Here is a 26390-nt window from a genome sequence, read left to right on the forward strand (position 1 = left end):
GAGGCGGCGGCCCGCGGGCCGCCGCGCTAGCAACCGAGCATATAACCCGGTCCCGCTGAAACGGAGCCGGTGCCAAGCGGCAAGGAGTCCATCATGAGCAGCGTCACTGTCGACCACGTCTCGCCGGGCCATGGTCACGATGACCATCACCACGCCATGCCCACGGGCTGGCGGCGCTGGTTGTTCGCCACCAATCACAAAGACATCGGGACGATGTATCTCATCTTCTCGTTCGTCATGCTGCTGGAGGGCGGTACGCTGGCCCTGCTGCTGCGCACCGAATTGTTCGAGCCGGGGCTGCAGTTCTTCCGCCCCGAGCTGTTCAACCAGTTCACCACCATGCACGGCCTGGTGATGGTGTTCGGCGCCATCATGCCGGCCTTCGTCGGATTCGCGAACTGGATGATTCCCCTGCAGGTGGGCGCGTCGGACATGGCCTTCGCGCGGATGAACAACTTCAGCTTCTGGCTGTTGCCGGTGGCCGCGCTGATCCTTACCGCGTCCTTCTTCGCGCCGGGCGGCGCCACCGCCGCCGGCTGGACCCTGTACGCGCCGCTGTCGCTGCAGATGGGACCGGGGATGGACATGGCCATCTTCGCCATGCACATCATGGGCGCGTCGTCCATCATGGGCGCCATCAACGTCATCGTGACCATCCTGAACATGCGCGCGCCCGGCATGACCCTGATGAAGATGCCGCTGTTCTGCTGGACCTGGCTGATCACCGCCTTCCTGCTGATCGCCGTGATGCCGGTGCTGGCCGCCGCCATCACCATGGTGCTGACCGACCGCCATTTCGGTACCGGCTTCTTCAACGCGGCCGCCGGCGGCGATCCCGTGCTGTACCAGCACGTGTTCTGGTTCTTCGGGCACCCCGAGGTCTACATCATGATCCTGCCGGCGTTCGGCATCGTGTCGGCCGTGGTGCCGGCCTTTGCCCGCAAGCGCCTGTTCGGCTATGCGTCGATGGTGTACGCCACCGCCGCCATCGCGGTGCTGTCCTTCATCGTGTGGGCGCACCACATGTTCACCACGGGCATGCCGGTGACCGGCCAGCTCTACTTCATGTACGCCACCATGCTGATCTCCATCCCGACCGGGGTGAAGGTGTTCAACTGGGTGGCCACCATGTGGCGCGGCTCGATGACGTTCGAGACGCCCATGCTGTTCGCCATCGGCTTCATCTTCGTGTTCACCATCGGCGGCTTCACCGGGTTGATCCTGTCGGTGGCGCCCATCGATATCCAGGTGCAGGACACGTATTACGTGGTGGCCCACTTCCATTACGTGCTGGTGGCCGGTTCGCTGTTCGGCCTGTTCTCCGGCGCCTATTACTGGGTGCCCAAGTGGACCGGCTACATGTACAGCGAGAAGCTGGGCAAGTGGCACTTCTGGATGTCGCTGCTGTCGTTCAACCTGACCTTCTTCCCCATGCACTTCCTGGGGTTGGCCGGCATGCCGCGCCGTTATGCCGATTACGCCGCGCAGTTCACCACCTTCCATCAGATCGCCACCATCGGCGCCTTCTGGTTCGGCCTGTCGCAGCTGATCTTCCTGTACGCCATCCTGCGCTGCTTCGCCGGCAAGGGCGAGCGCGCGTCCGCCAAGCCCTGGGAAGGGGCGGAAGGCCTGGAGTGGACGGTGCCGTCGCCGGCGCCCTTCCACACCTTCGTGGAACCGCCGGAGGTCAAGTAAGCCATGACACCCGAACAACGCCGCCGCAACAAGGCTGTAGGAATGGCGCTGCTGGCCGTGGTGCTGGTGATCTTTGTCTGGGCGCTGTTCAAGGGCAGCAGCCTGTTCGCGCCGCTTGCCCGCGGCGGCGTGTGAGCCAGGCCATGACCGCCATGGACCATGACCATGACCAAGTCGAGAGCGGCGCCACGCAGCGCAAGCTGTCTTTCCTGCAGACCCTGAAGGCCGTGGCCTGGGGGTTGCTGGGAATCCGCAAGGGTTCCGGTTATCGCGATGACATGGCCAGGCTCAATCCGGTCCACCTGGTGGTTGCCGCCGTGCTGGCGGGCGCTTTGTTTGTGATCTTGCTGATTTCCATCGTGCGCTGGGCGGTTGCCAGCCTCAGCTGAAAAAGTATTCGAACATCCGTACCTGGGAGAACACCATGAGTGCAGGTCACTCGGTTGAAGCGAAAGAGGCACCTTATTACTACGTGCCGGCGGACTCCGGCCATCCGGTGCGCAGCGCGCTGGCCTTGCTGGTCACCGCCCTGGGCGCGGCGGCGTGGATCAATGGTGTCGACATCGGCAAGTGGATGGTGCTGGTCGGTTTGCTCAGTCTGGTCACGGTGCTGTACTTCTGGTTCGGCGACGCCATCAGCGAGTCGGAAGGCGGCCTGAACAGCAAGCGGGTGGACGTGTCCTACCGCTGGGGCATGAGTTGGTTCATCTTCTCGGAAGTGATGTTCTTCGCCGGCTTCTTCGGCGCGCTGTGGTACGTGCGCACCATCACCACGCCGTGGTTGGGCGACCTCGATCACAAGCTGCTGCTGTGGCCGGACTTCACCGCCCAATGGCCCAATTTCGGGCCGGCCGGCGTGGTCGAGCACTTCCAGACCGTGGGGCCGTTCTGGTTGCCCACCATCAACACCGCGCTGTTGCTGAGTTCCGGCGTGACCCTGACCATCGCCCACCATGCGCTGCGCGAGAATCACCGCGGCAAGACCATCTTCTGGCTGGCCTGCACCATCCTGCTGGGCTTCATCTTCGTGGCCTGCCAGGCCATGGAATACCACCACGCCTATACCGAGTTGAACCTGCGCTTCAATTCCGGCGCGTATGGGTCGCTGTTCTTCATGCTGACCGGCTTCCACGGCTTCCATGTGATCATGGGCGCCACCATGCTCACCGTCATCCTGGTGCGTTTGCTGCGCGGCCATTTCACCGCCGATCACCACTTCGGCTTCGAAGGCGCCGCCTGGTATTGGCACTTTGTCGACGTGGTGTGGCTGGGGCTGTATTTGTTCGTGTACTGGCTGTAGGAAAGCCTTATCGGATGCCGGTGCTCTGGATCCAGCCCAGCTGGTGCGCCAGCAGCACGAACAGGAACAAGGCCACCGACAGGCCGATGCGCACGGTCAGCGCATTGACCGTGCGGTTGGTCTTGCCCTTGTCTTTCATCAGGTAGACCAGGGCGGAGCCCAGGCTCACCAGGATGCCGATGAAGGCGACGACGACAAGCACACGCATGGCAGGTCTCCCCGGGCACGGACGCCCCGAATTGGAATTGTTGTAGATGCACATGGTACGTCCTCACAGCACCGCACGCACCTTGGCCGCTCTGCTGTTGTTGGCCATCGCGGTGTTCGTGCTGGCCTCCCTGGGACGCTGGCAACTGCATCGGGCCGCCGAACGCCTGGCCATATTGCAGACCATAGAAAGCGGGCGGGCGCAGGCCCCGCTGGTGCTGACGCCCGCGACACCTCCCGCGCAGTTGCAGCCGTGGCGGCCGGCGCAGGCCAGCGGCCGCTATCGGGATGACCTGACGGTGGTGCTCGATAATCGCAACCGTGACGGCCTGCCGGGCTATTGGATCGCCACGCCCCTGCTGCTGGACGACAGCAATCCTCCAAGCGCCGTGCTGGTGCTGCGGGGATGGATGCCGCGGGCGGCGCCGGGCCAGCCCGCCGCCGTGGCGCCGCCCGCGCCCGTGGCCAGCCAGTCGGTGACCGGCGAGCTGGTGGAGCGCGTGCCGCGCCTGTTCGAAATCTGGCATTTCGGGAACGATCCTGAAGATGGCTTGCCCAAGCGTTTGCCGGTGGACGGGGGCAAGCCGCCCACGGTGCAGAATCTGGATCTGACGGCGTATGCCGGCGCCACGGGGCTGCGGCTGTTGCCCGCCGTGCTGGAGCAGCGCGGTGAGGTTGGCGACACGCTCAAGCGGGATTGGCCGCAGCCGTCGGTGGATTTCAACCAGAACCGCGGGTATGCGCTGCAGTGGTTCGGGTTCGCGACCATCGCGGGCATTGCTTTCCTGGTTGTGGCCTGGCGCGCGCTGCGCCGCCGGCGTGAACCTTAAACTGACAACCGACCGGTCCCGTCGCGGGGATGCCGGCAGGCGAAAATGACAGGGATCTGTTTGTGACGATGACCTCTATGAACGCTGGCGATGTTCCCGTGGCCGCGCGCCGACGCAGCCGATGGACCGTGCTGGCGGTCTTCCTGGTGTCGCTGGCGCCGGTGCTGGCCGCCGTGGTCTTCTATCTGAACCCGCAATGGTGGCCGCGCGACGGCAGCAACTACGGCACCTTGATCGAGCCGCAGCGCGACCTGCCCACGCCCGCGCAACTGCCCCTCGCCACCCTGGACGGCCAGCCTTACGACCTGCGCCAGCTGCGCGGCAAGTGGTTGCTGATGGCCGCCGATGGCGGCGCCTGCCCGGAATCCTGCGCGCGCAAGCTCTTCATCATCCGCAACAGCCACGCCAGCCAGGGCAAGAATGTCGACCGCGTGGCCCGGGTCTGGTTCATCACCGACGACGCGCCGGTACCGCAGAAGGTGCTGGACGCGTATGTGGGTACGATCATGGTGCGCGCGCGGCCCGAGCAGCTGGCGCCGTTTCTGCTGGGGGCGGGCGCTCCGGCCGCCGACGCGCTGGCCGCGCCGATGTGGCTGACGGATCCGCTGGGCCATCTGATGCTGCAGTTTCCGGCGGATGCCGACCCGGTCAAGGTCCGCAGCGACCTCAGCAAGCTGATTTACAACTCGCGCATCGGCTAGTATGCCGACCACGCCGCAACTTGAAGTGACTACCGAAGTGAATGCCGCAGGCCTGGACACTATCGTCCTCCGTTATCGCAAACTGGTTTTCTTTACCTGGTTCCTTACCCTCGACCTGATCATGTTCGGGGCTTTCGTGCGCCTGACCGATTCCGGCCTGGGCTGTCCCGATTGGCCGGGCTGCTACGGCAGCGCGTCGCCGCTGGGCTCGTTGACCGACATCCATCAGGCCAATCAGGCCATGCCTTTCGGCGCGGTGTCGCTGTCCAAGGCCTGGATCGAAATGATCCATCGCTATGCCGGCTCGCTGCTGGGCATGCTGATCATCGGCATCGTCTACATGGCGTTCCGCTACCGCGGCCGCCTGGGACGTTCGCCCTTGCTGGCCGTGGCCGCGCTGGTCATCGTCTGCGTGCAGGGGGCGTTCGGCGCCTGGACCGTCACGCATCAGCTGATGCCCGCCGTCGTCACCGCGCACCTGGTGTTCGGCATGCTCACCTTGACCATGATGACCTGGCTGGCGGCGCGCGAGCGGCCCTACCAGTCCCTGTCGGCCGCCGCGGCGCGCTGGCGCGGCTGGATGAGCGGGGGCCTGCTGCTGCTGTTCGTGCAGATCACCCTGGGCGGCTGGGTCAGTACCAACTATGCCGCGCTGGCCTGCATGGATTTCCCCATGTGTCAGGGGCATTGGCTGCCGCCCATGGACTTCGCGGGCGGGTTCTCCGTGTTCCGCGCGCTGGGGGAGTTGCCCTCGGGCGAGATGATTTCCCAGTATGCCCTGACCGCCATTCATTGGGTCCACCGGAATTTCGCCTTCGTGGTGTTCGTATACCTGGGCATCCTGGCCAGCCGCATGCGGGCCGAGCCCGGCCTGCGCGGGCCGGCCACGCTGATGCTGGCCCTGCTGGCGGCGCAGTTGCTGACGGGCCTGACCACCATCTTCTTCGAATGGCCCCTGCTGATCGCGGTGCTGCACAACGGCGGCGCCGCCGGTCTGGTCCTGGCCGGCGTGACCTTGCGGGTGCGCCTGGCCACCGCCGGGCGCGCGGCGCTACGCAGTGCGTAAAACGATGATCGCTTCTACTAAAGAACCATGTTTTAAATCGCAGGCACAGCGGAGCCGGCTTTGCCGGTCCGCCAGTGCCGCCCCTTGAGGGCGCGCGCGCGCAGCGCGCACGGGTGGGCTCTCCTTCCGGTCCGCCAGTGCCGCCCCCTGGGGGGCCGCGCTCCGCGCGGTACGGGGGGCCCGCTCCCTGAGACAATTTGTCCAACGTAAACAGGGGTTTGTAATGCGTCCCTATAATCCGTTCGGGCCCTTTGCGGAGTTAGAATAGCGCCACCATGACCAGTCTTGCCGCTCCAGACCAGGGATTGCTCCGCCAATACCTGGTGCTTACCAAACCCCGTGTCACCCAACTCGCCGTGTTCTGTGCCGTCATCGGCATGTTCCTGGCGACGCCCGGCTTGCCCGATCTGAAGCGTGTGGCTTTCGCCACCCTCGGTATCTGGCTGCTCGCCGCAGCTGCTTTCGCCATCAATTGCCTGATCGAGCAGGAAGTCGACGCGCGCATGACGCGCACGGCGCGCCGCCCCACCGCGCGCGGCACCATCCTGCCCCAGCAGGTGTTGATGCTGTCCGGCCTGCTGGGCGGTATCGGCATGCTGGTGCTGTACAACCTGGTCAATCCCTTGACCATGTGGCTGACCTTCGCCACCTTCGTCGGCTACGCCGTCATCTACACCGTCATCCTGAAGCCGCGCACGCCGCAGAACATCGTGATCGGTGGTTTGTCCGGCGCCATGCCGCCCGCGCTGGGCTGGGCCGCCATCGCCAACGCGGTGCCGGCGGAAGCCTGGGCGCTGGTGTTGATCATCTTCATCTGGACGCCGCCGCACTTCTGGGCGCTGGCCCTGTATCGCGCCAAGGATTATGAAAAATCCGGTCTGCCGATGTTGCCGATCACGCACGGTCCCGAATACACCCGCCTGCAGATCCTGCTGTATAGCTGCGCCCTGCTGGCTTGTACGCTGATTCCCTTCGCCCTGCGCATGAGCGGCCTGCTCTATCTGGTCACCGCGCTGGTGCTGGGCGGCATCTTCCTGAACTACGCCTGGCGCCTGTATCGCAATTACAGCGATGCCTTGTCGCGGTCGATGTTCCGCTATTCCATCCTGTATCTGGCGCTGTTGTTCGGCGCCCTGTTGATCGATCACTGGCTCGGCCTGCTGCTGATGTAAGCGCCAGCGGCGCGCTCTGCGCGCCACGGCCGGGGCCTCACCGGAGACTTCCCCCCATGTCCATCGTTCCCGCCCGTCGCGCCACGTTGCGCGTTCTTGGTGGTGCTGCCCTGGTGGCTGCCTTGCCGGTCGCGCTGTCGGCCTGCAAGGACCAGCCCGCGTTCAAGGGCAGCAGCCTGGCGGGCACGCATCTGGGCAAGGACGTGGCCATGGTCGACCAGGACGGCAAACCGCGCGCGATGCGCGACTTCGCCGGCAAGGTGGTGGTGGCTTTCTTCGGTTATACGCATTGCCCCGACGTCTGCCCGACGTCGCTGGCCGAGCTGGCCCAGGTCATGCAGACCCTGGGCGCGGACGCCGCCAAGGTCCAGGTGGTGATGATCACGGTCGACCCCGAACGCGACACCCCGGACGTGATGAAGCAGTACGTCACCACCTTCAATCCCGCCTTCGTGGGTTTCACCGGGGACCTGGCGCAACTGAAGGCAGCGGCCACGTCGTTCAAGGCCTACTACGCCAAAGTGCCGACCAAGGATGGCTCGGACTACAGCATGGACCACAGCGCGGCTTTCTATCTGCTCGACCAGAAGGGCGAGGCGCAGGTGCTGGTCAATAACAATGCCGGCGCCGATGCGCTGGTGCACGACATCAAGCTGTTGCTTGCTTGATGCGGCCTGGCTGAAAGTCTTTATCTGAAGTGGCGGGCGTTTAAGGATGGGCCGCCTGGCCTCAGGGATGAGCCGTTTGCAGCCACGCGGCGTAGGCCGAGCGGCCATCGTCATTCAGATCGCTGACGCGCAACTCGCGCAAGCCCGCGAATATCAACAATGCATAGGGCGTCGCCAGCGCGGCGGCCTCATGGCATAGCCGTGCCTCTTCGCCCGTCGACGGCGAGCGCGAGCGCCAGTAGTTGATGGCCTGTTCCAGCTGAGTGATCGAGATCGGCGTGGTGTCATCCATCGGGCCATTCTCCCAGTTCAATCCATGGCGCGGCTATGGCCGCCAGGGTCTCGTCACAGCTGTTTCCTGAATCCCTGGATAGCCTTGCAACTCTTGCAAACCGTCACCTTGCTCATGCGTTGTAAGCGGATACCGATGCTATACATCCGCCATGGACGGCTTTGCAAGGAAAATGACATGAATAACGCCACCTCTCAATCAGAATCGCGCCGCGGCCTGCATCCTTTGGTAGCGACCGCGGCGGTTTGCGTCATCGTGTTGTGCGGCGTGGCCGTGGCCGCGATCGGCGGCTGGTTGCCGACGTCGAGTGGCCGTCAGGAAGGCGCTGGCCAGCCTGCCGCGCAGATGGCCGATCAAGGCGCCAACAACGGCGCCCTCGCGCAGAACGATCCCGCCAACGCCAATCTGGCGCCTGTGCCCGGACAGGCGCAACAAGGCGCCGCGCAGCCGCAGGCCGGCGCGGCGCGGCAGGCGCAATCCAATGTGCCGCAGCAGAACGTGCCGCAGCAGTCGCAACCCCAGGCGCAGCAGCAAGGCGTGCCGCCCGCGGCGCAGAATGACGCGGCTCAATGCCCGCAATGCGGCACCGTCGTGTCGATGGGACAAGTGCAGGTGCCGGTGCAGGATCGCAGCAATCACATCGTCGGCACGGTGGCGGGTGGCGTGGTCGGCGGCGTGGTGGGCAACCAGTTCGGCGGCGGTGGCGGCAAGACCGCGCTGACCGTTTTGGGAGCCGTCGGTGGGGCTTTGGCAGGCAGGGAAATCGAGCGTAATATCAACCAGAAGACCGTGACGCGTTATCAGCTGGTTGCCCGCACCAATGATGGCCGCACGCACACTTTCCGCAGTGATACGCCGTTCCAGTATTCGACGGGCCAAGCCATACGCGTGGAAAACAACCAGTTGTTGCCGCGTTGAGCGCCGCCATCATGGCGCGTGGCGGACCGGCGTGTACGCGGAATGGTCAGGCCCCCACGAGAGAGACTGAATGACCGATCCGCAAAACAACCCCTTCATCCTCCCCGGCCTGGGGCAGTCCGGCGACGCGGCCGGCAACCCCCTGCTCGCCAGCATGGAAATGATGCGCAAAGCCTGGGCCGGATTGATGGGGCCGGGCGGTCTGGCGCAAGTCATGCCCCTGGCGCCGCCCTTGAATGTGGAAGACCTCGAGCGCCGCATCACGGAGTTGCGCAGCGTCGAAAGCTGGCTGCGCCTGAACCTGTCGATGTTGAGCAGCACCATCCAGGGCCTGGAGGTGCAGCGCTCCACCATCAATACCTTGCGGTCTTTTGTCGATACCGTCAGCAGCCAGACGGCGGCCGGCACGCAGTGGGGCGATGCCTCGCCGCTGGAAGTCGTGCTGGGCCTGAAGCCGGGGCCGCAAGGCTGGGCCCCCGGAATGTCCAAGGCCAAGGATGCGGCTCCGGCGGACAAGGCTCCCCCGCCGCCGCCCGCTTCGGCTTATGCCGCGGGTCCGCGCGTCGAGGACGAGGAAGAAGAACCCGAAGAGGAATTGCCGGACACACCGCCGGATCACGCGCGTGACGCGCGGGCCGCCAGTGCTGGCGCCGGCATCGGTTCTGGCGCGGCGGCGGGCAGTGCGACTGCGGGCGCCGCTCCGGGTGCAAATGAAACCGCCGATGAAAAACTGGCCGCGGCCGCCGACAAGCTGGCCGAGTCCGGCGCCGCCGCGGAGTCCGGCGTTGGTGCGACGCCCGGGATACCTGGAATGCCGGGGATGCCGGGAATGCCGTCCTTCCTGGGCGGCGCCGCGCAATCGGCATCGGAAGCCTGGTGGAATCTGTTGCAGCAGCAATTCGGCCAACTGGCCAGCGCGACCGCGGCGTCCATGCCGGGCGCGAACGCCTATTCGGGCGCTCAGCCGCAAGAGGCGGCGCCCGCCGGTGCTGTCGACGGTGTAGGCCTGGGCAAGGCGAAGCCGCCCGCGCAGAAATCCGCGCCCGCGAAGAAAGCCGCCAAGGCCGCTGCCGCGAAGACCGGCAAGGCCGGCGCCACCAAAGCAGGCGGCACCAAGGCCGGCGGCGCCAAAGCAGGCGGTGGCAGCAAAGCCGCCGCCGTCAGCGGCACGAAGGCGCGGACGTCCACGCAGGCTGCCGGCAAGGCCGCCACATCGGCCGCGCGCCCCGCCGCCAGGAAGCCCCTGGCGAAAGGCGCGGCCGACGGCAAGCCCCGTAATGCAGTCCGGTCGGCGCGCTCGCGTCGTCCTCTTCCGTAAAATGTCACCCCATTCGGGCCAGGTCCTGGCCCTACACCCGCCCCCGCGCTTGCCGCGCGGGGCGCTATTGCGAACACTCTCCACATGCTGAATATCGTCATTCTGGCCGCCGGCCTGGGTAAACGCATGCAGTCGGACCTGCCCAAGGTGCTGCACACTCTGGCCGGACGGCCCATGCTCGATCATGTCCTGGACAGCGCCCGGCGCCTGGAACCGGCACGCATCGTGGTCGTGATCGGCCACGGCGCCGACCGCGTGCGCGCCGCCTACGCCGGTCAGGACGACCTGCAGTTCGCCCTGCAACAACCGCAACATGGCACCGGCCATGCAGTGGCCCAGGCCGCGCCGCTGTTGCTGGAAGGCGATGCGGACGATGCCACGCTGGTGCTCTATGGCGACGTGCCCATGGTCCAGCCCGACACCTTGCGCCGCCTGCTGGAAGCGCGCGGCGCGGGCATGGCCGTGCTTACCGAAACCCTGGCCGATCCCACCGGATACGGCCGCATCGTGCGTAATTCGCAGGACCAGGTGACGCGCATCGTCGAACACAAGGATGCCAGCGAGCAGGAGCGCGCCATCCGCGAGGTCAACACCGGCATCCTCGCCGCGCCCACCGCGAAGCTCAAGGACTGGCTGACCCGCATCGACAACAACAACGCGCAGGGCGAGTACTACCTGACCGACACCGTCGGGCTGGCCGTGGTCGACGGCGTGCCCGTCGGCGCCGCGCAGCCGGCCGCGAGCTGGGAGACCCTGGGCGTCAACAGCCGGGTGCAGCAAGCCGAGCTGGAGCGCATCTGGCAGCGCGAACAGGCGCGTCGCCTGCTGGAAGCCGGCGTCACCCTGGCGGACCCGGCCCGTTTCGACCTGCGCGGCAGCATGAAAGTGGGCCGCGATGTCTTCATCGACGTCGGTTGCGTGTTCGAAGGCCAGGTCGAACTGGCCGATGGCGTGCGCATCGGACCGCATTGCGTGCTGCGTGACGTCAAGCTGGGCGCCGGCACGCAGGTCGAGGCTTTCAGCCATCTGCAAAAGGCCCAGGTGGGCGCCGATGCCCGTATCGGGCCTTATGCGCGCCTGCGTCCGGGCGCCGAGCTGGCGGACCGCACTCACATCGGCAACTTCGTCGAAGTGAAGAACGCGGTGATCGGCGTCGACAGCAAGGCCAATCACCTGACCTATATCGGCGACGCCGACATCGGCGCGCGCGTCAACGTCGGCGCGGGCACCATCACCTGCAACTACGATGGCGTGAACAAGCATCGCACCATCATCGAAGACGATGTCTTCGTCGGTTCCGACACGCAGCTGGTCGCGCCCATCCGCGTGGGTCGCGGGGCCACCTTGGGCGCCGGCACCACCTTGACGCGCGATGCGCCCGCCGACCAGCTGACCGTGTCGCGTGCGCGCCAGGCTTCCATTCCCGGTTGGACCCGCCCGGTCAAGAAAAAGCCATGACCGATACGACCAAACCCTCCGCGGGCACGGCGCCGGACGCCGCCCCCGGAGGTCCCGCCGCGGCCGCCGTGCAGGACGGCCTGCCGACGCCGCGGCGCTACTGGGCCGCCAGTGTGATCATGCTGGGCATCAGCCTGGCGGTGCTGGACAGCACCATCGCCAACGTCGCCTTGCCGACCATTTCGCATGACCTGGGCATCGATCCCGCGGACTCCGTGTGGATCGTCAATGCCTACAGCGTGGCCCTGGTGGTCATGCTTTTGCCTTTGTCGTCCTTGGCCGAACGGGTGGGCTTCCGCCGCATGTTCACCATGGGCCTGGGCTTGTTCACCGTGGCGTCGCTGGGCTGCGCCTTGGCCGATTCCCTGTTTACCCTGACCCTGGCGCGCATCTTCCAGGGCGTGGGCGCGGCGTCCCTGATGTGCATGTTCGGCGGCCTGGTGCGCCACATCTATCCGCACGCCAAGCTGGGGCGGGGCATCAGCGTCAACGCCACCACGGTGGCCATCATGTCGGTGCTGGGCCCGACCCTGGGCTCGGCCATCCTGTCGGTGGCAGCCTGGCCCTGGATCTTCGCGGTGAATGTGCCCCTGGGCATCCTGGGCATGTTCTGGGTGCGCTTCCTGCCGGACGTGCCGCGCACCGATACCCCCTTCGACGCGATCAGCGCCCTGCTGAACATGCTCACTTTGGGCGTCTTCATCATCGGCGTCGACAAGCTGGTGGCGGATCCGGTCAAGGGTGTGGGCCTGATCGCCATTTCCCTGGTGGCCGGCTATTTCCTGGTGCGGCGCGCGTCGCGTCAGACCGCGCCGCTGGCGCCGGTCGACCTGCTGCGCCTGCAGCCGATCGCCTATGCCGTGGCGGCGTCGGCCTGCACCTTCGCGGCGCAGATGGCGTCCTACGTGTCCTTGCCCTTCTTCTTCCAGACGGTGCTGGGCCGGCCGGCGCTGCAGGTGGGCATGCTGATGGCCGCCTGGCCCATCGGCACGGCCATCATCGCGCCGCTGGCGGGGCGCCTGTCGGACCGTTATTCGGCGGCCACGCTCAGCGGTGTCGGGGCGGCGGCCATGGGCATCGGGCTTTTGGTGATGACGCTGTTGCCGCATGACGTGGGCAATACCGCCATCATGGTGACCATGTTCGTGTGCGGCATGGGCTTCGGCTTTTTCCAGACCCCCAACAACCGGTCCATGATCGGTTCGGCGCCCCGTTCACGCAGTGGCGCGATTGGCGGCCTGCAGGCGACCACCCGGGTTTTCGGCCAAAGCTGCGGCACCGCGCTGGTGGCCACTGCGTTCGGTCTGACCGCCACGCATGGCCAGTCGCTGGCCCTGATATTGGGGGCCGTGTGCGCCGCCGCGGCGGTCCTGGTCAATACCGTGCGGTTCAAGGCGGTGCCGGCGGGCGCCAGGTCCTAGGGCCTGTTCGCGGCTTTAACCTGTCCTGGGTTTACCTATAATCCTGGGAATTGGGCGCGTGCCTGGTCACGCGCCATGTTTTCTAGGGCGAATGCGATGAAGATTACCGTGGTGGGTACCGGCTATGTGGGCCTGGTGTCGGGTGCCTGTCTGGCTGAGATGGGCAACGATGTGATGTGCCTGGACGTGAACAGCGCCAAGGTGGCCTTTCTGCGCGAAGGCGGCATCCCCATCTACGAACCGGGCCTGGAAGAGCTGGTCCACCGCAACGTCCAGGCTGGACGGCTGCACTTCACCGACGACGTCGCCGTCAGCGTGGCGCATGGGGACGTGCAATTCATCGCCGTCGGCACGCCGCCGGGGGAAGACGGCTCGGCTGACCTGCAATACGTGCTGGCCGCCGCCCGCGGCATCGCGCGCCACATGACCGGCCGCAAGATCCTCGTCGACAAATCGACCGTGCCGGTCGGCACCGCGGACAAAGTCCGTGCCGCCGTCAGCGAAGTGCTGGCGGAGCGTGGCGTGGATCTGCCCTTCAGCGTGGCGTCGAATCCCGAGTTCCTCAAGGAAGGCGCCGCCATCCATGATTTCATGAGCCCGGATCGCGTCGTCGTCGGCGCCGACGATGATTACACCGTCGGTGTCATGCGCCGTATCTATGAACCTTTCCAGCGTACGCACGATCGCCTGATGGTGATGGACGTGCGCTCCGCCGAGCTGACCAAGTACGCGGCCAACGCCATGCTGGCCACGCGCATCTCCTTCATGAACGAGATGGCGAACCTGGCGGAAACCGTTGGCGCCGACATCGAGCAGGTGCGTCGCGGCATTGGCGCCGACCCGCGTATCGGCTATCAATTCCTGTATCCGGGCGCCGGTTACGGCGGTTCCTGCTTCCCCAAGGACGTGCAGGCATTGAGCCGCATGGCCGCCGAGCATCAGCTGCCGATGCGGGTGATCGAGGCCGTCGAGGCCGCCAACGACGAACAGAAATTCCGCCTGGCCCGCAAGATCGTGCGCCGCTATGGCGAGGACCTGACGGGCCGCAGCTTCGCCCTGTGGGGCCTGGCGTTCAAGCCCAATACCGACGACATGCGCGAGGCGCCCAGCCTGACCGTGATCGAGGAACTGACGCGGCGTGGCGCCACCATTCTTGCGTTCGACCCGGTAGCCATGGAAGAGGCCGCCAAGGTGCTGGCCGACAACAAGCGCGTCACCTTCGTCAGCGATATGTATGACGCCCTGGCTGGCGCCGACGGCCTGGTGCTGGTGACGGAATGGAAAGTGTTCCGCGCGCCGGATTTCGAACGCGTGTTGGCGTTGTTGAAGACGCCGCTGATTCTCGACGGGCGTAATCAATACAACGCGGCGGATCTCAAGGCCATGGGCTTTGAGTACGAGGGCATTGGCCGCGCATGAAAATCCTGCAGCTGAATTTCGAGAAAGGCTGGCGCGGCGGCGAGCGGCAAACGCTCTACTGCATGATGGCCTTCCGGGATGCGGGGCACGAGGTGGAGCTGCTGGCCCGGGCCGGCGCGCCGCTGGCGCAGCGTGCCGCCGAGCAGGGATTCACGGTACATGCCGTGGCTGGCGTGCCGGGCCAGATCGGCTTCCTGGCCAGCCGTGGCAGGCAGTACGACATCATCCACGCGCAGACCGCCAATACGGTGACCTGGGCCGTGCTGACCAAGCCCATGCATCGGCGGCCAGTGGTTTTTTCGCGGCGCACCTCCTTCGTGGTCAAACCCAACGAGGAATGGAAAACCGGCTTCAAGTGGCGCCACGTCGACCTGTTCGTGGCCATCAGCGACATGGCGGCGACCGAGCCGCGCCGGCTGGGCCTGGCGCCCGTGATCATCCGCAGCGCGGTGGCGCCGGTGCCGCCCGATGCGCAGAACCAGGCGCGGCTGGCGTCCGAGTTCAAGGTGCCGGGCAAGAAGATCATCGCCACGTCTGCTGCCTTGATCCATGACAAGGATCCGCTGACCATGATTCGCGCCGTGGCCGAATTGGCGCGGACGCGGCTGGACTTCCTGTTCGTGCATTTCGGCGCGGGCGGCAACGAAGAGGCCCAGGCGCGCGCGCTGGTGGCCGAGCTGGGGGTGCAGGACGTCTACCTGTTCGCGGGCTTCCGCAAAGGGGTGGAGGACTTCTATCCCTGCATGGACGTCTTCGCCATGACCTCGCGCGAGGAAGCGCTGGGCAGCAGCGTGTTCGATGCGTTTCTGCAGCGTGTGCCGGTGGTGTCGACGGATGCCGGCGGCCTGAAGGAAAGCCTGGCGGACGGGCGCGGCATTCTCTGCGCGGTGGAAGATCACCATGCGATGGCGCAGGGCATGGCCGCCTTGCTGGATGATGCCGGCTTGCGGCAGGCGCTGACCGAACGCGCCTATGACTACGTGCGGGTCGAGCACGACGTCGGCATCATGGGCAATCGCTATCTGGAACAGTTCGAGCGGCTCTTGCGCGAGCGGGGCGAAAGCGCGCGGCTGGGGCACTGATCGCAGCGACGGTGCGCGGCGCTGCCGCCGCCGTCGGGGTCTGCATGCCTTGTGGTCCTGGCGGGTGCTTACAGCTCCTGCGGCGGCAGCGCGATGCGCGTTTCGAATTTTGACCGGTGGACGGAGAAGAACGTCCGCACATTGCGCACATTGGCCTGCGCGGTGAAGGCCCGATGCACCAGCGCGTGATAGGCGGGCATGTCCCGCACCTGCGCGATCAACACGAAATCCGGGCCGGGCGACACGCGGTGGCATTGCAGGATGGCGGGCTCGTCCTGGACCAGTGCCTCGAATTCCGCCAGTTTTTCCGCGGCCTGGACGTCCAGGGTGACCTCCACGATGGCCGTCAGCGTGCTGCCCAGGCGCGCGGGGTCCAGGATCGCCACCTGTTTTTCCACGATGCCCGATTCCACCAGGCGCCGCACCCGGCGCAGACAGGTTGGCGGCGACGCGTGCACGACTTCGGCCAGTTCCTGATTGTTCAGCGAAGCGTCCTCTTGTAACTGCGCAAGGATGCGTCGGTCGAGATCGTCCAGAAGGATGGTATCAATGGTGACCATGGGTTAATTTTGGAAGAAATATTCCATAGGTGGCGCTCATATGGAATGAAATTTCACTCCGGTAGGGTATTTGAATATTAATTCATTTTAAACCGAATAAAGAAATCTTATTTCTTTGACTGGCTTCCACAATGGCGCATCTTTTCTCACTCCCCCCGGAGCCAAATCATGTGTGGAATCGTCGGTGCCGTCGCTCAACGCGACATTACTCCCGTTCTGGTCGAGGGCCTGCGTCGCCTTGAGTACCGGGGTTATGACTCCTGCGGGGTCGCGGTGTATGCCGACGGCGAGCTGCGCCGCACGCGCAGCACCGAGCGTGTTTCCGAGCTGGCGGCGCTGGTCGAGCAAGACCACGTGACGGGCTATACCGGCATTTCCCACACTCGCTGGGCCACCCATGGCGCGCCGGCCACGCACAATGCCCACCCGCACTTTTCGTCGCACGGCAAGGACAAGCCGCGCATCGCGCTGGTTCACAACGGCATCATCGAGAACCATGATGAGTTGCGCGCTGAACTGCAGGCGGCCGGCTATGTCTTCGAAAGCCAGACCGATACCGAAGTCATCGCGCATCTGGTGAATCATCTTTATTCCGGCGATCTGCTGGAGGCTGTCCAGCAGGCAACCCGTCGTCTGCTCGGCGCCTTCGCCATTGCCGTGTTCTGCCGGGACGAGCCTCATCGTGTGGTGGGTGCGCGCCAGGGTTCGCCGCTGGTCGTGGGCCTGGGCAAGAATGAAAACTTCCTGGCGTCCGATGCCTTGGCCCTGGCCGGCACCACGGACCAGATCATCTATCTGGAAGATGGCGACGTCGTCGACCTGCAGTTGTCGCGGGTGTGGATCACCGATGAACAGGGCCGTCCTGTCGAGCGCCAGGTCAACACCGTGCAGGTGCATACCGGCGCCGCCGACCTGGGCCCGTATCGCCATTTCATGCAGAAGGAAATCTTCGAGCAGCCGCGTGCCGTGGGCGACACCCTGCAGGACATCGAGAGCATCACGCCCGAGCTGTTCGGCGATGATGCGTACAAGATTTTCAAGGAAGCGGATTCGCTGTTGATCCTGGCGTGCGGCACCAGCTATTACTCCGGCCTGACGGCCAAGTATTGGATCGAGTCCATCGCCAAGATTCCGGTCAACGTCGAGATCGCCAGCGAGTATCGCTATCGCGACAGCGTGCCGAATCCGCGTTCGCTGGTCGTGACGATTTCGCAGTCGGGCGAGACGGCCGACACCCTGGCCGCGCTCAAGCATGCGCGCAGCCTGGGGATGGAGAATACGCTGACCATTTGCAATGTGCAGACCAGCGCCATGGTGCGGGAATGCAAGCTGGCCTTCATCACGCGTGCCGGTGTGGAGATCGGCGTGGCGTCGACCAAGGCCTTCACCACCCAGTTGGCGGCGTTGTTCATGCTGACCCTGGCGTTGGCGCAGGTGCATGGCCGCATCACCGATGAAGAGGAAGCTGAACATCTGAAGGCGCTGCGCCATCTGCCGGCGGCCATCAGTTCCGTGCTGGCTCTTGAGCCGCAGATCATTTCCTGGGCCGAGCGTTTCGCGACCAAGGAAAACGCCTTGTTCCTGGGCCGCGGCATGCATTATCCGGTGGCGCTGGAAGGCGCGTTGAAGCTGAAGGAAATCAGCTACATCCATGCCGAAGCCTATCCGGCGGGGGAACTGAAGCATGGCCCGCTGGCCCTGGTCACCGACCAGATGCCGGTGGTCACCATCGCGCCGAAGGATGCCCTGTTGGAGAAGCTGAAATCCAATATGCAGGAAGTGCGCGCGCGCGGCGGCGAGTTGTATGTGTTCGCTGATGCCGACAGCCAGATCGTGCGCGACCCCGGCATGCATGTGATCCGCATGCCGGAACACTACGGCAAGCTGTCGCCCATCCTGCACACCGTACCTTTGCAGCTGCTGGCGTATCACACGGCCTGCGCACGCGGCACGGATGTGGATAAGCCGCGGAACCTGGCTAAGAGTGTGACGGTAGAGTGAGGTTGGCGAGGGGATGGGAATTGCAGCGCATTGACCTGTCCCCAGAGTGTGCCGAAAAGCCTCTTAAGGCTATGAATTTAAAGGTTTATATCACAAATATGATTTGTGATATAAACCGGTCAGCTCATTCCAGCGGGCGTATCAGCAGGCCCCCGGTCAGACCTTCACGCATCGAACCCGTAAAGCTTCCCCGGGTTATCGACCAGGATGCGCTTCCGCACATCCGCGTCCGGTACCCAGTCGCAGAAACGGTCGATGAGATGCCCATCGTCCGGCACCGCGGATGGCGCGAACAGTGCGGGATGCGGCCAGTTGGTGCCGAATACCAGGCGGTCGGGCCGCGTCTCGACCAGGGCTGCGACGATGGGCGCCATGTCGTCGTAGCCGGGGGCGCCGCTGTCCGAACGGCGGTACCAGCTGGAGATCTTGGTCCAGCAGTCATCCCGCTCACGCAGTATGCGCAGCAGCACCTGAAAACCCGGATGGTTCACGCCCTGTCCGCCGCGGACGGCGCCCAGGTGGTCGAACACCAGCGGCGCGGGTGAGCGCAGCAACGTGTTCTCCAGCGGCACCAGTTCCGCGATGTCGGCGACATGGACCTGCACATGCCAGCCGAAAGGCCGGATGCGCTGCGCCATGTCGTCCAGCCCCTGCGTGCCGCCGTAGCCTTTCACATGCGTGGAAAGGCGCACGCCGCGCATGCCGCCGGCGTGCAGCTTTTCCAATTCCGCCGCCGTCACGTCCGCCGCGACACCCGCGACGCCACGCGCGCGGTGCTGTCCCAGCGCCTGGATCACGTCCAAGGTCAGGGAATTGTCCGTGCCGTAGACGCTGGCGCTGACCTGGACGGTGCGCTGGATGCCGACCTGCTCGCACATCGCAAGATAGTCTTCGAGCGTGGCCGGCGCCGGCGTGTAGGAGCGCTGCGCGTTCAAGGGATAGCGCGTGAAATCCTGGTAGACGTGGCAGTGGCAGTCCGTGGCCCCGGCCGGCAGCCGCTGCTGCGGCCGCGTGGTCTGGGGCTGCGGTGAAAGGCAAACCGGTGCGCCGGCGCCGTCGGTATTTTGCATCGCTAGTCTCGCTTTTCTTGTCTGATGTTCAGGTGATACGAAGCGGGATCATTCCACCGGCGCGATGCCGGCATCCTTGATCACGCCGTCCCACTTTGCCGTCTCGTCGCGCAGAATGCGGTCGAAGTCCGCGCCCGAACCCAGCAGCACATCCGAACCCAGGTCACGGAACTGTTTCTGGACGTCCGGCTGCTTCAGCACTTCCTGAAGCGCCGCGTTGACCTTGGCGATGACGGGGGCGGGCGTGCCCTTCGGGAACAGCAGCCCCGTGGTCGTGCTGGCCTCGAAGCCGGGCAGGCCGGATTCGGCCAAGGTCGGCAGCTCCGGCATGATATTGGTGCGCTGCGCCGTCGTGACACCAAGCGCGCGCAGCTTGCCAGCCTTGATCTGCGTCAGCGTGGAGGCCAGCTGGTCGAAGGTCAGGTCCACATGGCCGCCCAGCAGGTCGGCCACGGCCAGGCTGCTGCCCTTATAGGGTACGTGCAGGAACTTGGTGCCGCTGAGCTTCTGGAACAACTCGCCGGTCAGGTGCGCGGCGGTGCCCACGCCCGCCGACGCCATCGTCAGCTTGCCGGGATTCTTCTTGGCATACGCGATGAAGTCTTTCAGGTTCTGCGGGGGCAGACCGGTGCGCACCGCCAGCACCAGCGGAGCACGAGCCAGGGGGCCGGCGCCGGCGAAGTCCTTGGTGGGCTGGAGCGGCGTGCCGGGATGCAGCGCGCGGGCAGGCGCCAGCGCGCCGGTGGATCCCAGCAGGGCAGTATAGCCATCGGCATCCGAGCGTGCGACGAATTCGGAACCCGTCAGGCCGGCGGCGCCCGCGCGGTTCTCGACGATGACGGTGGCGCCCAGGCGCTGTCCCAGGCCGGCCGAGATGATGCGCGCGGTCGCATCGATGTTGCCGCCCGGGGGGAAGGGAACGATCAGGCGCAGGGGTTTATCTGGATATTCGGCGTGGGCGGCCGGGACGGCGAGGGCGGCCACGGCGGCAAAGGTACAGGTGAGCAGCTGAGCGAGCAGCTTGGTTGGCAGCTTCATGTTGTCTCCATCGGATTTATAGGTATGGGCGCGGTCCTGTGTGGACCGTGCCTTGGCGTAATACCGCCATGGTCCGGGAACCAGGCGGTCGCCTACCGACAACAACGAGACTGCCGCCGGCACCCCAAGATGACACGGGATGACTGGGAGTCTAAGTAAATCGCCCCCGCGGCCATAGCCATTTTTTCTTAGGAGCGAGTGAAAAAAATTTGATGTGTGCTGCTTTGCGCGGAGCGGTTGCGCGGCAGGCATTGAGCCCGCTTCGTCGTTCGCGGATCGTTCAGGCCATGCTCAAACACCGCCATGGGCGGCGATGTTGCGATACTGGCCTTTGAAGTACAACAGGGGCTGCGTCGCGCCAACGGTTTGCAGGTCCAGGGCTTTCACTTCACCGATCACGATCAGGTGATCCCCCGCGGCGTGTTCGGCGTAGATCTCGCAATCGAGCCAGTGCAGGCTGCCGGTAATGATGGGATTACCCAGCGGCGATTCCTGCCATTCGATTTCGTGCCACTTGTCCGTGCCGCGTCGCGCGAACTGGTTGGAAACCTTGATTTGCTCTTCGGACAGGATATTCACCGCGAAGCGCTTTGCCCGGCGAATCTTGGGATAGCTGGCCGACCCGGCCATCACGCTGAATGACACCAGCGGCGGATTCAAGGACACGCTGTAGAACGACTGGCAGGTGAAGCCGATCGGCTCGCCGTCGATGTGCGTCGTGATTACGGTGATACCGGATGCGTAATGCCCGAGCGCTTCGCGCAAGCGCAATGGCTCGATGGCAGTACTGGGGAGGGACATGGCAGATGCTAAATACGGGTTGCAGCGCCGAAGCCGGCCGTCGCAATTTGCTTGCAACGGCCGTTTTCACAACGGGATCAGTTCGAGAGTTCTTTCCGGATGATTTCCGCACCCGCGCTCAAGGCGCTCAGCTTGCCCCGGGCGACTTCGCGCGACAGGGGCGCCATGCCGCAATTGGTGCACGGGTAGAGCTTGTCCGCATCGACGAACTGGAGCGCCTTCCGCAGGGTATTGGCGACTTCCTCGGGCGTTTCGACGGTGTTGGTGGCCACGTCGATGGCGCCGACCATCACTTTCTTGCCCCGGATCAGTTCGATGAGGTCCATCGGAACGTGCGAGTTATGGCACTCCAGGGAAACCATGCCGATGCTGGATTTCTGCAGCTTGGGGAAGGCTTCTTCGTATTGCCGCCACTCCGAGCCCAGCGTCTTCTTCCAATCCGTATTGGCCTTGATGCCGTAGCCGTAGCAGATATGGACGGCCGTTTCGCACTTCAGGCCTTCGATGGCCCGTTCCAAGGTGGCGACGCCCCAATCGTTCACTTCATCGAAGAAGACATTGAAGGCGGGTTCGTCGAACTGGATGATGTCGACGCCGGCGGCTTCCAGCTCCTTGGCTTCCTGGTTGAGAATCTTGGCGAATTCCCAAGCGAGTTTTTCGCGGCTCTTGTAGTGATCGTCGTAGAGCGTATCGATCATCGTCATGGGACCCGGCAGGGCCCATTTGATCGGCTGCCTGGTTTGCTGGCGCAAGAACTTGGCGTCGTCCACGAAGACCGGCTTCTGGCGTTCTACGGCACCCACGACGGTCGGCACGCTGGCGTCGTAGCGATCACGAATCCGGACGGTCTTGCGGTTTTCGAAATCGACGCCGTTCAGGTGTTCGATGAACGTGGTCACGAAATGCTGGCGCGTCTGTTCGCCATCGCTGACGATGTCGATACCGGCGTGTTGTTGTTCCTGCAGGGACAAGCGCAGGGCATCGCGTTTGCCTTCGACCAGGCCGTCATCCTGCAATTTCCAGGGCGACCAGAGGGTTTCCGGCTGCGCGAGCCAGGAGGGTTTCGGCAAGCTGCCGGCGGTTGAAGTGGGAAGCAGTTTTTTCATGAAGATGACCTGGCGGTTCTACTAAATCAGATATGGGTGGTTGCGGACCATTGCTCAAGAATCGCCCGGTACGGCTTGATGAATTGTTCCTCGGCAAACTTGCCCTGCTCGACGGCCAGCCGGCTGCGCTCTTCCCGGTCGTAGACGATGCGGGTCAGGGAGTAATCCTGGTGCTGCAAGCTAGGCTGGTAGGATTTGCCCGCGGCGGAATTGGCGTTGTAGATCTCCGGCCGATAGATCTTCTGGAAGGTATCCATCGTGCTGATGGTGCTGATGAGTTCCAGATTGGTGTAGTCAGCCAGCAGATCGCCGGTGAAATAGAAAGCCAAAGGCGCGGCGCTGTTGGGCGGCATGAAGTAACGCACCTTCAGGCCCATTTTCTTGAAATATTCGTCGGTCAACGAATACTCGTCCTGTTGGTACTCGACGCCCAGCACGGGGTGCTGGTTTTCAGTGCGCTGATAGACCTTGCTGCTCGAAACGCTCAGGCAGATGACGGGCGGCTTGTTGAAGTGTTCTTTGTAGGCTTTCGAGTTGACGAAGCTCTTGAACAGATTGCCGTGCAGGTCGCCGAAATTGGGCGGCGTGCTGAACTTGGGCTGGTCCTTGTTGTGCTCCAGCAGCAGTACGCTGAAGTCATAATCGCGCACGTAGGACGAGAAATTATTTCCCACGATGCCCTGAGTTCGTTCGCCGGTCTTGCGATCGATAATATTGGTCTTCAATATTTCAATCAAAGGCAGGGCGTTGGCGCTGCTGGTGCCGTCGATATTCAATTCGACGGAAATAATCTCAAGCTGGACGTTATAACGGTCGCCTTTGGGGTTGTCCCAATGCGCCAGGGCATTGAAACGGTTGTCTATCATCTTGAGCGTATTGCGCAGATTCTCCTGCCGGCTCGTGCCCCGCGCCAGGTTGGCGAAATTGGTCGTGACGCGCGTGTTCTCTGACGGACGGTAGTCCTCATCAAAGAATATGCTCTTGATAGCGAACGTAAAATCTTTGTTCATTATGATCTGGCACCCAAATATCTGAGATAAACCGCGTGTTTATTCCCAGGTGCAATACCGCCGGATCTTTTTTTCTATTCTCGATCCGACTGTCTTGACAGTCTCGACATTAGGGTTCAGATTCTATGTCATTCGATAGATGAATAATAATGAATTGATTTCCATCGAATTATTAATCTGGCTCATAGTTGTCCTGCCTGGTTGCAGGGACGTGATCGTGGGATCACGTGGGTTTGCTCATGAACAGCTTCACGGAAGCGCCATGCAGCAGGATGGACGCCGCCACCACGGACAAGGTGATTGTCACTAACCGCCGGCCGAAGTCGGGATCAATCCCATGCCGGATGGCGAAGAAAAGATAGAAAACCGAGCCTATCCCCCGTATGCCAAACCAGGCCAGTGACGCGCGCTGCCGCTTCCGGCAGCCGCTGCCGATGGTTCCAAGAAACACTGCCACCGGGCGCACGAAGACGAACAGCACCGGAACGAACCACCAGGTCAGGTCCCGGATTTGGATGTACGCCAACATCGCGCCAACCAGCAGCACCAGGGCCAATTCCGCAAAACGCTCCAGTTGCGCATTGAATGCGCGTACGGTGCGGGCCATCGTCGCGCTTGCGTGATGCGAATGTATGCCCAGTACCGCGTCGCCGTGGCCTTCCGCCTTAGGCGACGATCCCAACGAAATGCTGTCGCGCTGCGGCGCTTCATCCACTCGCTGCAGCGCAAGACCCGCGGCGAACACGGCCAGGAATCCCGATGCTACGCAAAGCTGCGCCATGCCATATGCAAGAGCGATGAGACCCAGGGTCAGAAATTCATCATGCCCCACCGCTGCGGCATGCCGCGTTCGCATGTAGATGACAACGCGGCCGATCGCCAGGCCCAGCATCGCACCTATCGCCAGTCCCCCGATGGTTCCCCACATCAGGTCCACCACGATCCAGCGCCACCCGCCGTCGCCAAGGTCGTAATGCCCCATGAGCCCCAATCCAAGCAAGACGAAGGGGAAGGCCGTGCCATCGTTCAAGCCACCTTCGCCCGACAAGGCAAAGCGTATCCAGGTAGGCTCGGGGCCGCGTTCGGTCTGTATGCCGGAAGCCAGCACTGGATCGGTCGGTGCGAGGATGGCGCCGAGCAGTACCCCTTCCCCTGGCGACATTCCTAGACCCCACACCGCCAAGGCCGCGATCAATGTCACCGAGATCACCATCGACACCAGCGCGAGACGTATGGGCAAGACCCAACGGCGGTCTCGCAGCGGTATGCCCATACGCAGGCCCACGGTGAACAGCGAAATGAGCACGGCGATTTCTGCCAGCAGTTCAAGCGTGGCGGTCTGTCTCAGGGGATCGAGATCTATTAGCCCGGTAATTCCTGGGCCCACCAGGGCGCCCAGGAAAAGATAGGCCATAGCGCCGCTCATCGACAGACGAGCAAGGAGCGTGCTGCTCAAGACGATGAAGATGAGCAAGCTGCCAACGGCGAGAAACCATGCAGGTTCGGACATGTCGAGGGCCAGGGGGAAGGGCACACCATATCATGGCGCCCCAGTCCGCAACGCTTTGGCATAGGTTCCACTGGAGACCAGCGCGACAAGATTAAGTGTTTCATTTGACGGCTATGCCAGCCACCCTTTGAAGCGCACCGTGGTGAGGTGGCATTCCGCCATGATCTCTACAAAAGGTTAACCCCATGACTTTTCCCAATCGTCGCAATGATTCGTCCACCTCCTCAATCGGCCAGCAGCGGAAAAAGGGGGCTCAAATGCATGATCAGGATGAGGACCAGGATGAGGACCAGGATCAATCTCGTGATGTTCAAGCTGAACAGTCGAACGAAGACATCGCGCGCAAGCAGGCAGAAGAGCAAGACATTCGCCAGTAATTGCGAGGGCGCGGGGTAGTACGTCGAGTGCGCGGCTGGAGCCTGCGGTAGCAGATGCAGGATGCAAGCAGCAGGGCCGTATCCGGCGCGTCGAGCGCCGGAAAGCATTCCGCGCCGGATCAGCGAGCTGGGGTTTCACGTTCTCTGCCCATCCACATCTCACCGGCAGGGAGGGCGGATCTTTTTCCTCCAAGGCATACATGCATCCCGATTTTGAGCAATTGATGAGTCAGGCCACCAGCCTCACACGCGCAGGAAAACTCACTGAAGCGACGCTGGCTATTCAAGCGGCGTTGCGCGGCACGTCAACGCGCCCCGGAACGGATACTTTCAAGGACGACTCCGACGTCATCGATGTCGATTTTCGGGAGGTCCCGGGTAGCGGAAGAACACTTCCCCTCAGCTTGCCCGATCCTGAAGAACGCGCCACGCCTGCATGCCCAGCCGCAACGTCAGGCGAGTCGTTCATCGAAGGTGTCTTCCGTCATCCAGCAGGACAGCGCAGCTACAAGCTCTACGTTCCGCCCGGCGGCAGAGAACGTTCTCTGCCGCTGGTGGTCATGCTCCACGGTTGCACACAGGGAGCCGATGACTTCGCGGTCGGTACCGCCATGAACAATGCGGCTCGGGAGCAGGGCTTCCACGTCCTGTATCCAATGCAGTCGAGCAAGGCCAACCCACAGAGATGCTGGAACTGGTTCAAGCGCAATCATCAGCAGGAGGGCCGGGGCGAACCAGCCATCCTGGCAGGCATGACGCGCGAAATCATCACGACGCTTGGGGTCGACGTTCAGCGCGTTTATGTGGCCGGTCTGTCGGCGGGCGGCGCGATGGCGGCGATCCTGGTTCGTGCTTTCCCCAATCTTTATGCGGCGCTTGGCGTGCATTCGGGTCTCGCCCCTGGAGCGGCATCGGATCTGCCGTCTGCCTTGTCGGCGATGAAGGGCACGCATTCCGCGGAACCCACACACATTGGGCCCGCGGTGCCTGCCATCGTGTTCCATGGGGACCGTGATACGACTGTGCATCCCAAGAATGCCGAGCGTGTGATGCACGCCTGCCTGGGCACTACCGCGCACGTCGAGAAGATGAGCATGGAAGGGCATGATGGCAAGCGCGACAGTTCCAGATACCTTTATCGTGATGACACGGGCAAGGTGGTGGGAGAACGCTGGGAGGTACATGGTGGGGGGCATGCCTGGGCTGGCGGCAACGCGGCGGGTTCCTACACTGATAGTCACGGTCCTGACGCTACCACCGAAATGCTGCGGTTCTTTTTCGCTCGCACCTTGGACAGAAAGGCGTAAGAACCTGCGATGCGCGGGCACGCCTTCTGCGTCAATGATTGAAGCGCCATCCTGGCGCGCCAA

The 26390-nt window shown here is 63.8% G+C and carries 27 protein-coding genes; 18 read left to right on the forward strand and 9 right to left on the reverse strand.

What is annotated here, in order from left to right; all coding sequences use genetic code 11:
• Positions 1–93 precede the first annotated feature (93 nt).
• From ctaD to ASB57_RS23775, 4 genes are read left to right on the forward strand one after another with little or no spacing between them, the layout of a single operon-like run.
• The gene (gene ctaD / locus ASB57_RS23765; protein WP_057654426.1) at positions 94–1695 is read left to right on the forward strand and encodes a cytochrome c oxidase subunit I; all 1602 of its coding nucleotides are present in this window, start codon (positions 94–96) and stop codon (positions 1693–1695) included.
• Positions 1696–1698: 3 nt separating this feature from the next.
• Positions 1699–1830: a hypothetical protein gene (locus tag ASB57_RS31760; protein ID WP_255361993.1), complete on the forward strand. Its 132-nt coding sequence runs from the start codon at positions 1699–1701 to the stop codon at positions 1828–1830.
• Between the two features lie 8 nt (positions 1831–1838).
• Complete coding sequence (locus ASB57_RS23770) at positions 1839–2084, forward strand: DUF2970 domain-containing protein (RefSeq protein WP_231755226.1); 246 nt, start codon at positions 1839–1841, stop codon at positions 2082–2084.
• Between the two features lie 35 nt (positions 2085–2119).
• Positions 2120–2995, forward strand: coding sequence for a cytochrome c oxidase subunit 3 (locus ASB57_RS23775; protein WP_057654427.1), 876 nt, complete (start codon positions 2120–2122; stop codon positions 2993–2995).
• A 7-nt stretch (positions 2996–3002) separates the two neighbouring features.
• On the opposite strand, the gene ASB57_RS23780 is transcribed toward ASB57_RS23775, so the two are convergent.
• Positions 3003–3203: a twin transmembrane helix small protein gene (locus ASB57_RS23780; protein ID WP_057654428.1), complete on the reverse strand. Its 201-nt coding sequence runs from the start codon at positions 3201–3203 to the stop codon at positions 3003–3005.
• A 52-nt stretch (positions 3204–3255) separates the two neighbouring features.
• Between ASB57_RS23780 and ASB57_RS23785 the strand changes: the two genes are divergently transcribed.
• The 5 genes from ASB57_RS23785 to ASB57_RS23805 all read left to right on the forward strand — a co-directional run bounded on the left by ASB57_RS23785 (position 3256) and on the right by ASB57_RS23805 (position 7639).
• Positions 3256–4032, forward strand: a complete 777-nt coding sequence (locus ASB57_RS23785) for an SURF1 family protein (protein WP_057656391.1) — start codon at positions 3256–3258, stop codon at positions 4030–4032.
• A gap of 68 nt (positions 4033–4100) precedes the next feature.
• Positions 4101–4733: a hypothetical protein gene (locus ASB57_RS23790; protein ID WP_231755492.1), complete on the forward strand. Its 633-nt coding sequence runs from the start codon at positions 4101–4103 to the stop codon at positions 4731–4733.
• Positions 4734–4785: 52 nt separating this feature from the next.
• Positions 4786–5799, forward strand: coding sequence for a heme A synthase (locus ASB57_RS23795; RefSeq protein ID WP_057656392.1), 1014 nt, complete (start codon positions 4786–4788; stop codon positions 5797–5799).
• Between the two features lie 275 nt (positions 5800–6074).
• Positions 6075–6971, forward strand: a complete 897-nt coding sequence (gene cyoE / locus ASB57_RS23800) for a heme o synthase (protein WP_057654430.1) — start codon at positions 6075–6077, stop codon at positions 6969–6971.
• 56 nt (positions 6972–7027) lie between these two features.
• The gene (locus ASB57_RS23805; RefSeq protein WP_057654431.1) at positions 7028–7639 is read left to right on the forward strand and encodes an SCO family protein; all 612 of its coding nucleotides are present in this window, start codon (positions 7028–7030) and stop codon (positions 7637–7639) included.
• 61 nt (positions 7640–7700) lie between these two features.
• Here the strand turns inward: ASB57_RS23805 and ASB57_RS23810 are convergent, their stop codons facing one another.
• A complete protein-coding gene (locus tag ASB57_RS23810) occupies positions 7701–7931 on the reverse strand; it encodes a DUF3717 domain-containing protein (RefSeq protein WP_057654432.1) in 231 nt (76 codons plus the stop codon).
• 177 nt (positions 7932–8108) lie between these two features.
• On the opposite strand from ASB57_RS23810, the gene ASB57_RS23815 reads away from it, so the two are divergent.
• The 6 genes from ASB57_RS23815 to ASB57_RS23840 all read left to right on the forward strand — a co-directional run bounded on the left by ASB57_RS23815 (position 8109) and on the right by ASB57_RS23840 (position 15547).
• Complete coding sequence (locus ASB57_RS23815; RefSeq protein ID WP_057654433.1) at positions 8109–8849, forward strand: glycine zipper 2TM domain-containing protein; 741 nt, start codon at positions 8109–8111, stop codon at positions 8847–8849.
• A gap of 70 nt (positions 8850–8919) precedes the next feature.
• Positions 8920–10167, forward strand: a complete 1248-nt coding sequence (locus tag ASB57_RS31900) for a PhaM family polyhydroxyalkanoate granule multifunctional regulatory protein (protein ID WP_369822757.1) — start codon at positions 8920–8922, stop codon at positions 10165–10167.
• A gap of 84 nt (positions 10168–10251) precedes the next feature.
• A complete protein-coding gene (glmU, locus tag ASB57_RS23825) occupies positions 10252–11625 on the forward strand; it encodes a bifunctional UDP-N-acetylglucosamine diphosphorylase/glucosamine-1-phosphate N-acetyltransferase GlmU (RefSeq protein ID WP_057654434.1) in 1374 nt (457 codons plus the stop codon).
• Positions 11622–13046: an MFS transporter gene (locus tag ASB57_RS23830; RefSeq protein ID WP_057654435.1), complete on the forward strand. Its 1425-nt coding sequence runs from the start codon at positions 11622–11624 to the stop codon at positions 13044–13046. Before glmU ends, ASB57_RS23830 begins: the two co-directional genes overlap by 4 nt.
• 96 nt (positions 13047–13142) lie before the next feature.
• Positions 13143–14465 carry a UDP-glucose/GDP-mannose dehydrogenase family protein gene (locus tag ASB57_RS23835; protein ID WP_057654436.1) on the forward strand — a complete coding sequence of 441 codons (1323 nt, stop codon included), beginning with the start codon at positions 13143–13145 and terminating at the stop codon, positions 14463–14465.
• Positions 14462–15547, forward strand: coding sequence for a glycosyltransferase family 4 protein (locus ASB57_RS23840; RefSeq protein WP_057654437.1), 1086 nt, complete (start codon positions 14462–14464; stop codon positions 15545–15547). Before ASB57_RS23835 ends, ASB57_RS23840 begins: the two co-directional genes overlap by 4 nt.
• Positions 15548–15615: 68 nt before the next feature.
• Here ASB57_RS23840 and ASB57_RS23845 read toward each other — a convergent pair whose 3' ends face one another.
• Complete coding sequence (locus tag ASB57_RS23845; RefSeq protein WP_057654438.1) at positions 15616–16107, reverse strand: Lrp/AsnC family transcriptional regulator; 492 nt, start codon at positions 16105–16107, stop codon at positions 15616–15618.
• A 168-nt stretch (positions 16108–16275) separates the two neighbouring features.
• Here ASB57_RS23845 and glmS point away from each other — a divergent pair, with 168 nt between their 5' ends.
• Positions 16276–18108: a glutamine--fructose-6-phosphate transaminase (isomerizing) gene (gene glmS, locus ASB57_RS23850; protein ID WP_057654439.1), complete on the forward strand. Its 1833-nt coding sequence runs from the start codon at positions 16276–16278 to the stop codon at positions 18106–18108.
• A gap of 164 nt (positions 18109–18272) precedes the next feature.
• On the opposite strand, the gene ASB57_RS23855 is transcribed toward glmS, so the two are convergent.
• The 6 genes from ASB57_RS23855 to ASB57_RS23880 form a co-directional block, all read right to left on the reverse strand.
• Entirely contained in the window at positions 18273–19178 is a 906-nt protein-coding gene (locus ASB57_RS23855) for an amidohydrolase (protein ID WP_057654440.1), read from the reverse strand.
• 48 nt (positions 19179–19226) lie between these two features.
• On the reverse strand, positions 19227–20216 hold the full coding sequence (locus ASB57_RS23860; RefSeq protein ID WP_057654441.1) for a tripartite tricarboxylate transporter substrate binding protein: 990 nt from the start codon (positions 20214–20216) through the stop codon (positions 19227–19229).
• A gap of 291 nt (positions 20217–20507) precedes the next feature.
• Positions 20508–21017 carry a flavin reductase family protein gene (locus tag ASB57_RS23865; protein WP_057654442.1) on the reverse strand — a complete coding sequence of 170 codons (510 nt, stop codon included), beginning with the start codon at positions 21015–21017 and terminating at the stop codon, positions 20508–20510.
• Between the two features lie 77 nt (positions 21018–21094).
• Positions 21095–22123: a methionine synthase gene (locus ASB57_RS23870; RefSeq protein ID WP_057654443.1), complete on the reverse strand. Its 1029-nt coding sequence runs from the start codon at positions 22121–22123 to the stop codon at positions 21095–21097.
• Between the two features lie 26 nt (positions 22124–22149).
• Entirely contained in the window at positions 22150–23133 is a 984-nt protein-coding gene (locus ASB57_RS23875; RefSeq protein WP_057654444.1) for a DUF1852 domain-containing protein, read from the reverse strand.
• A 223-nt stretch (positions 23134–23356) separates the two neighbouring features.
• Positions 23357–24667, reverse strand: coding sequence for a sodium:proton antiporter (locus ASB57_RS23880; protein WP_231755227.1), 1311 nt, complete (start codon positions 24665–24667; stop codon positions 23357–23359).
• Between the two features lie 161 nt (positions 24668–24828).
• Between ASB57_RS23880 and ASB57_RS31175 the strand changes: the two genes are divergently transcribed.
• Together ASB57_RS31175 and ASB57_RS23885 are read left to right on the forward strand one after the other, a co-directional pair.
• Positions 24829–25020: a hypothetical protein gene (locus tag ASB57_RS31175; protein WP_156414251.1), complete on the forward strand. Its 192-nt coding sequence runs from the start codon at positions 24829–24831 to the stop codon at positions 25018–25020.
• Positions 25021–25220: 200 nt separating this feature from the next.
• Positions 25221–26327 (forward strand): PHB depolymerase family esterase, encoded by a 1107-nt coding sequence (locus ASB57_RS23885; RefSeq protein ID WP_057654445.1) that lies wholly within the window; start codon positions 25221–25223, stop codon positions 26325–26327.
• Positions 26328–26390 lie beyond the last annotated feature (63 nt).

The organism is Bordetella sp. N, assembly GCF_001433395.1.
In the GTDB taxonomy this organism is placed as follows: Bacteria; Pseudomonadota; Gammaproteobacteria; order Burkholderiales; family Burkholderiaceae_B; genus Bordetella_C.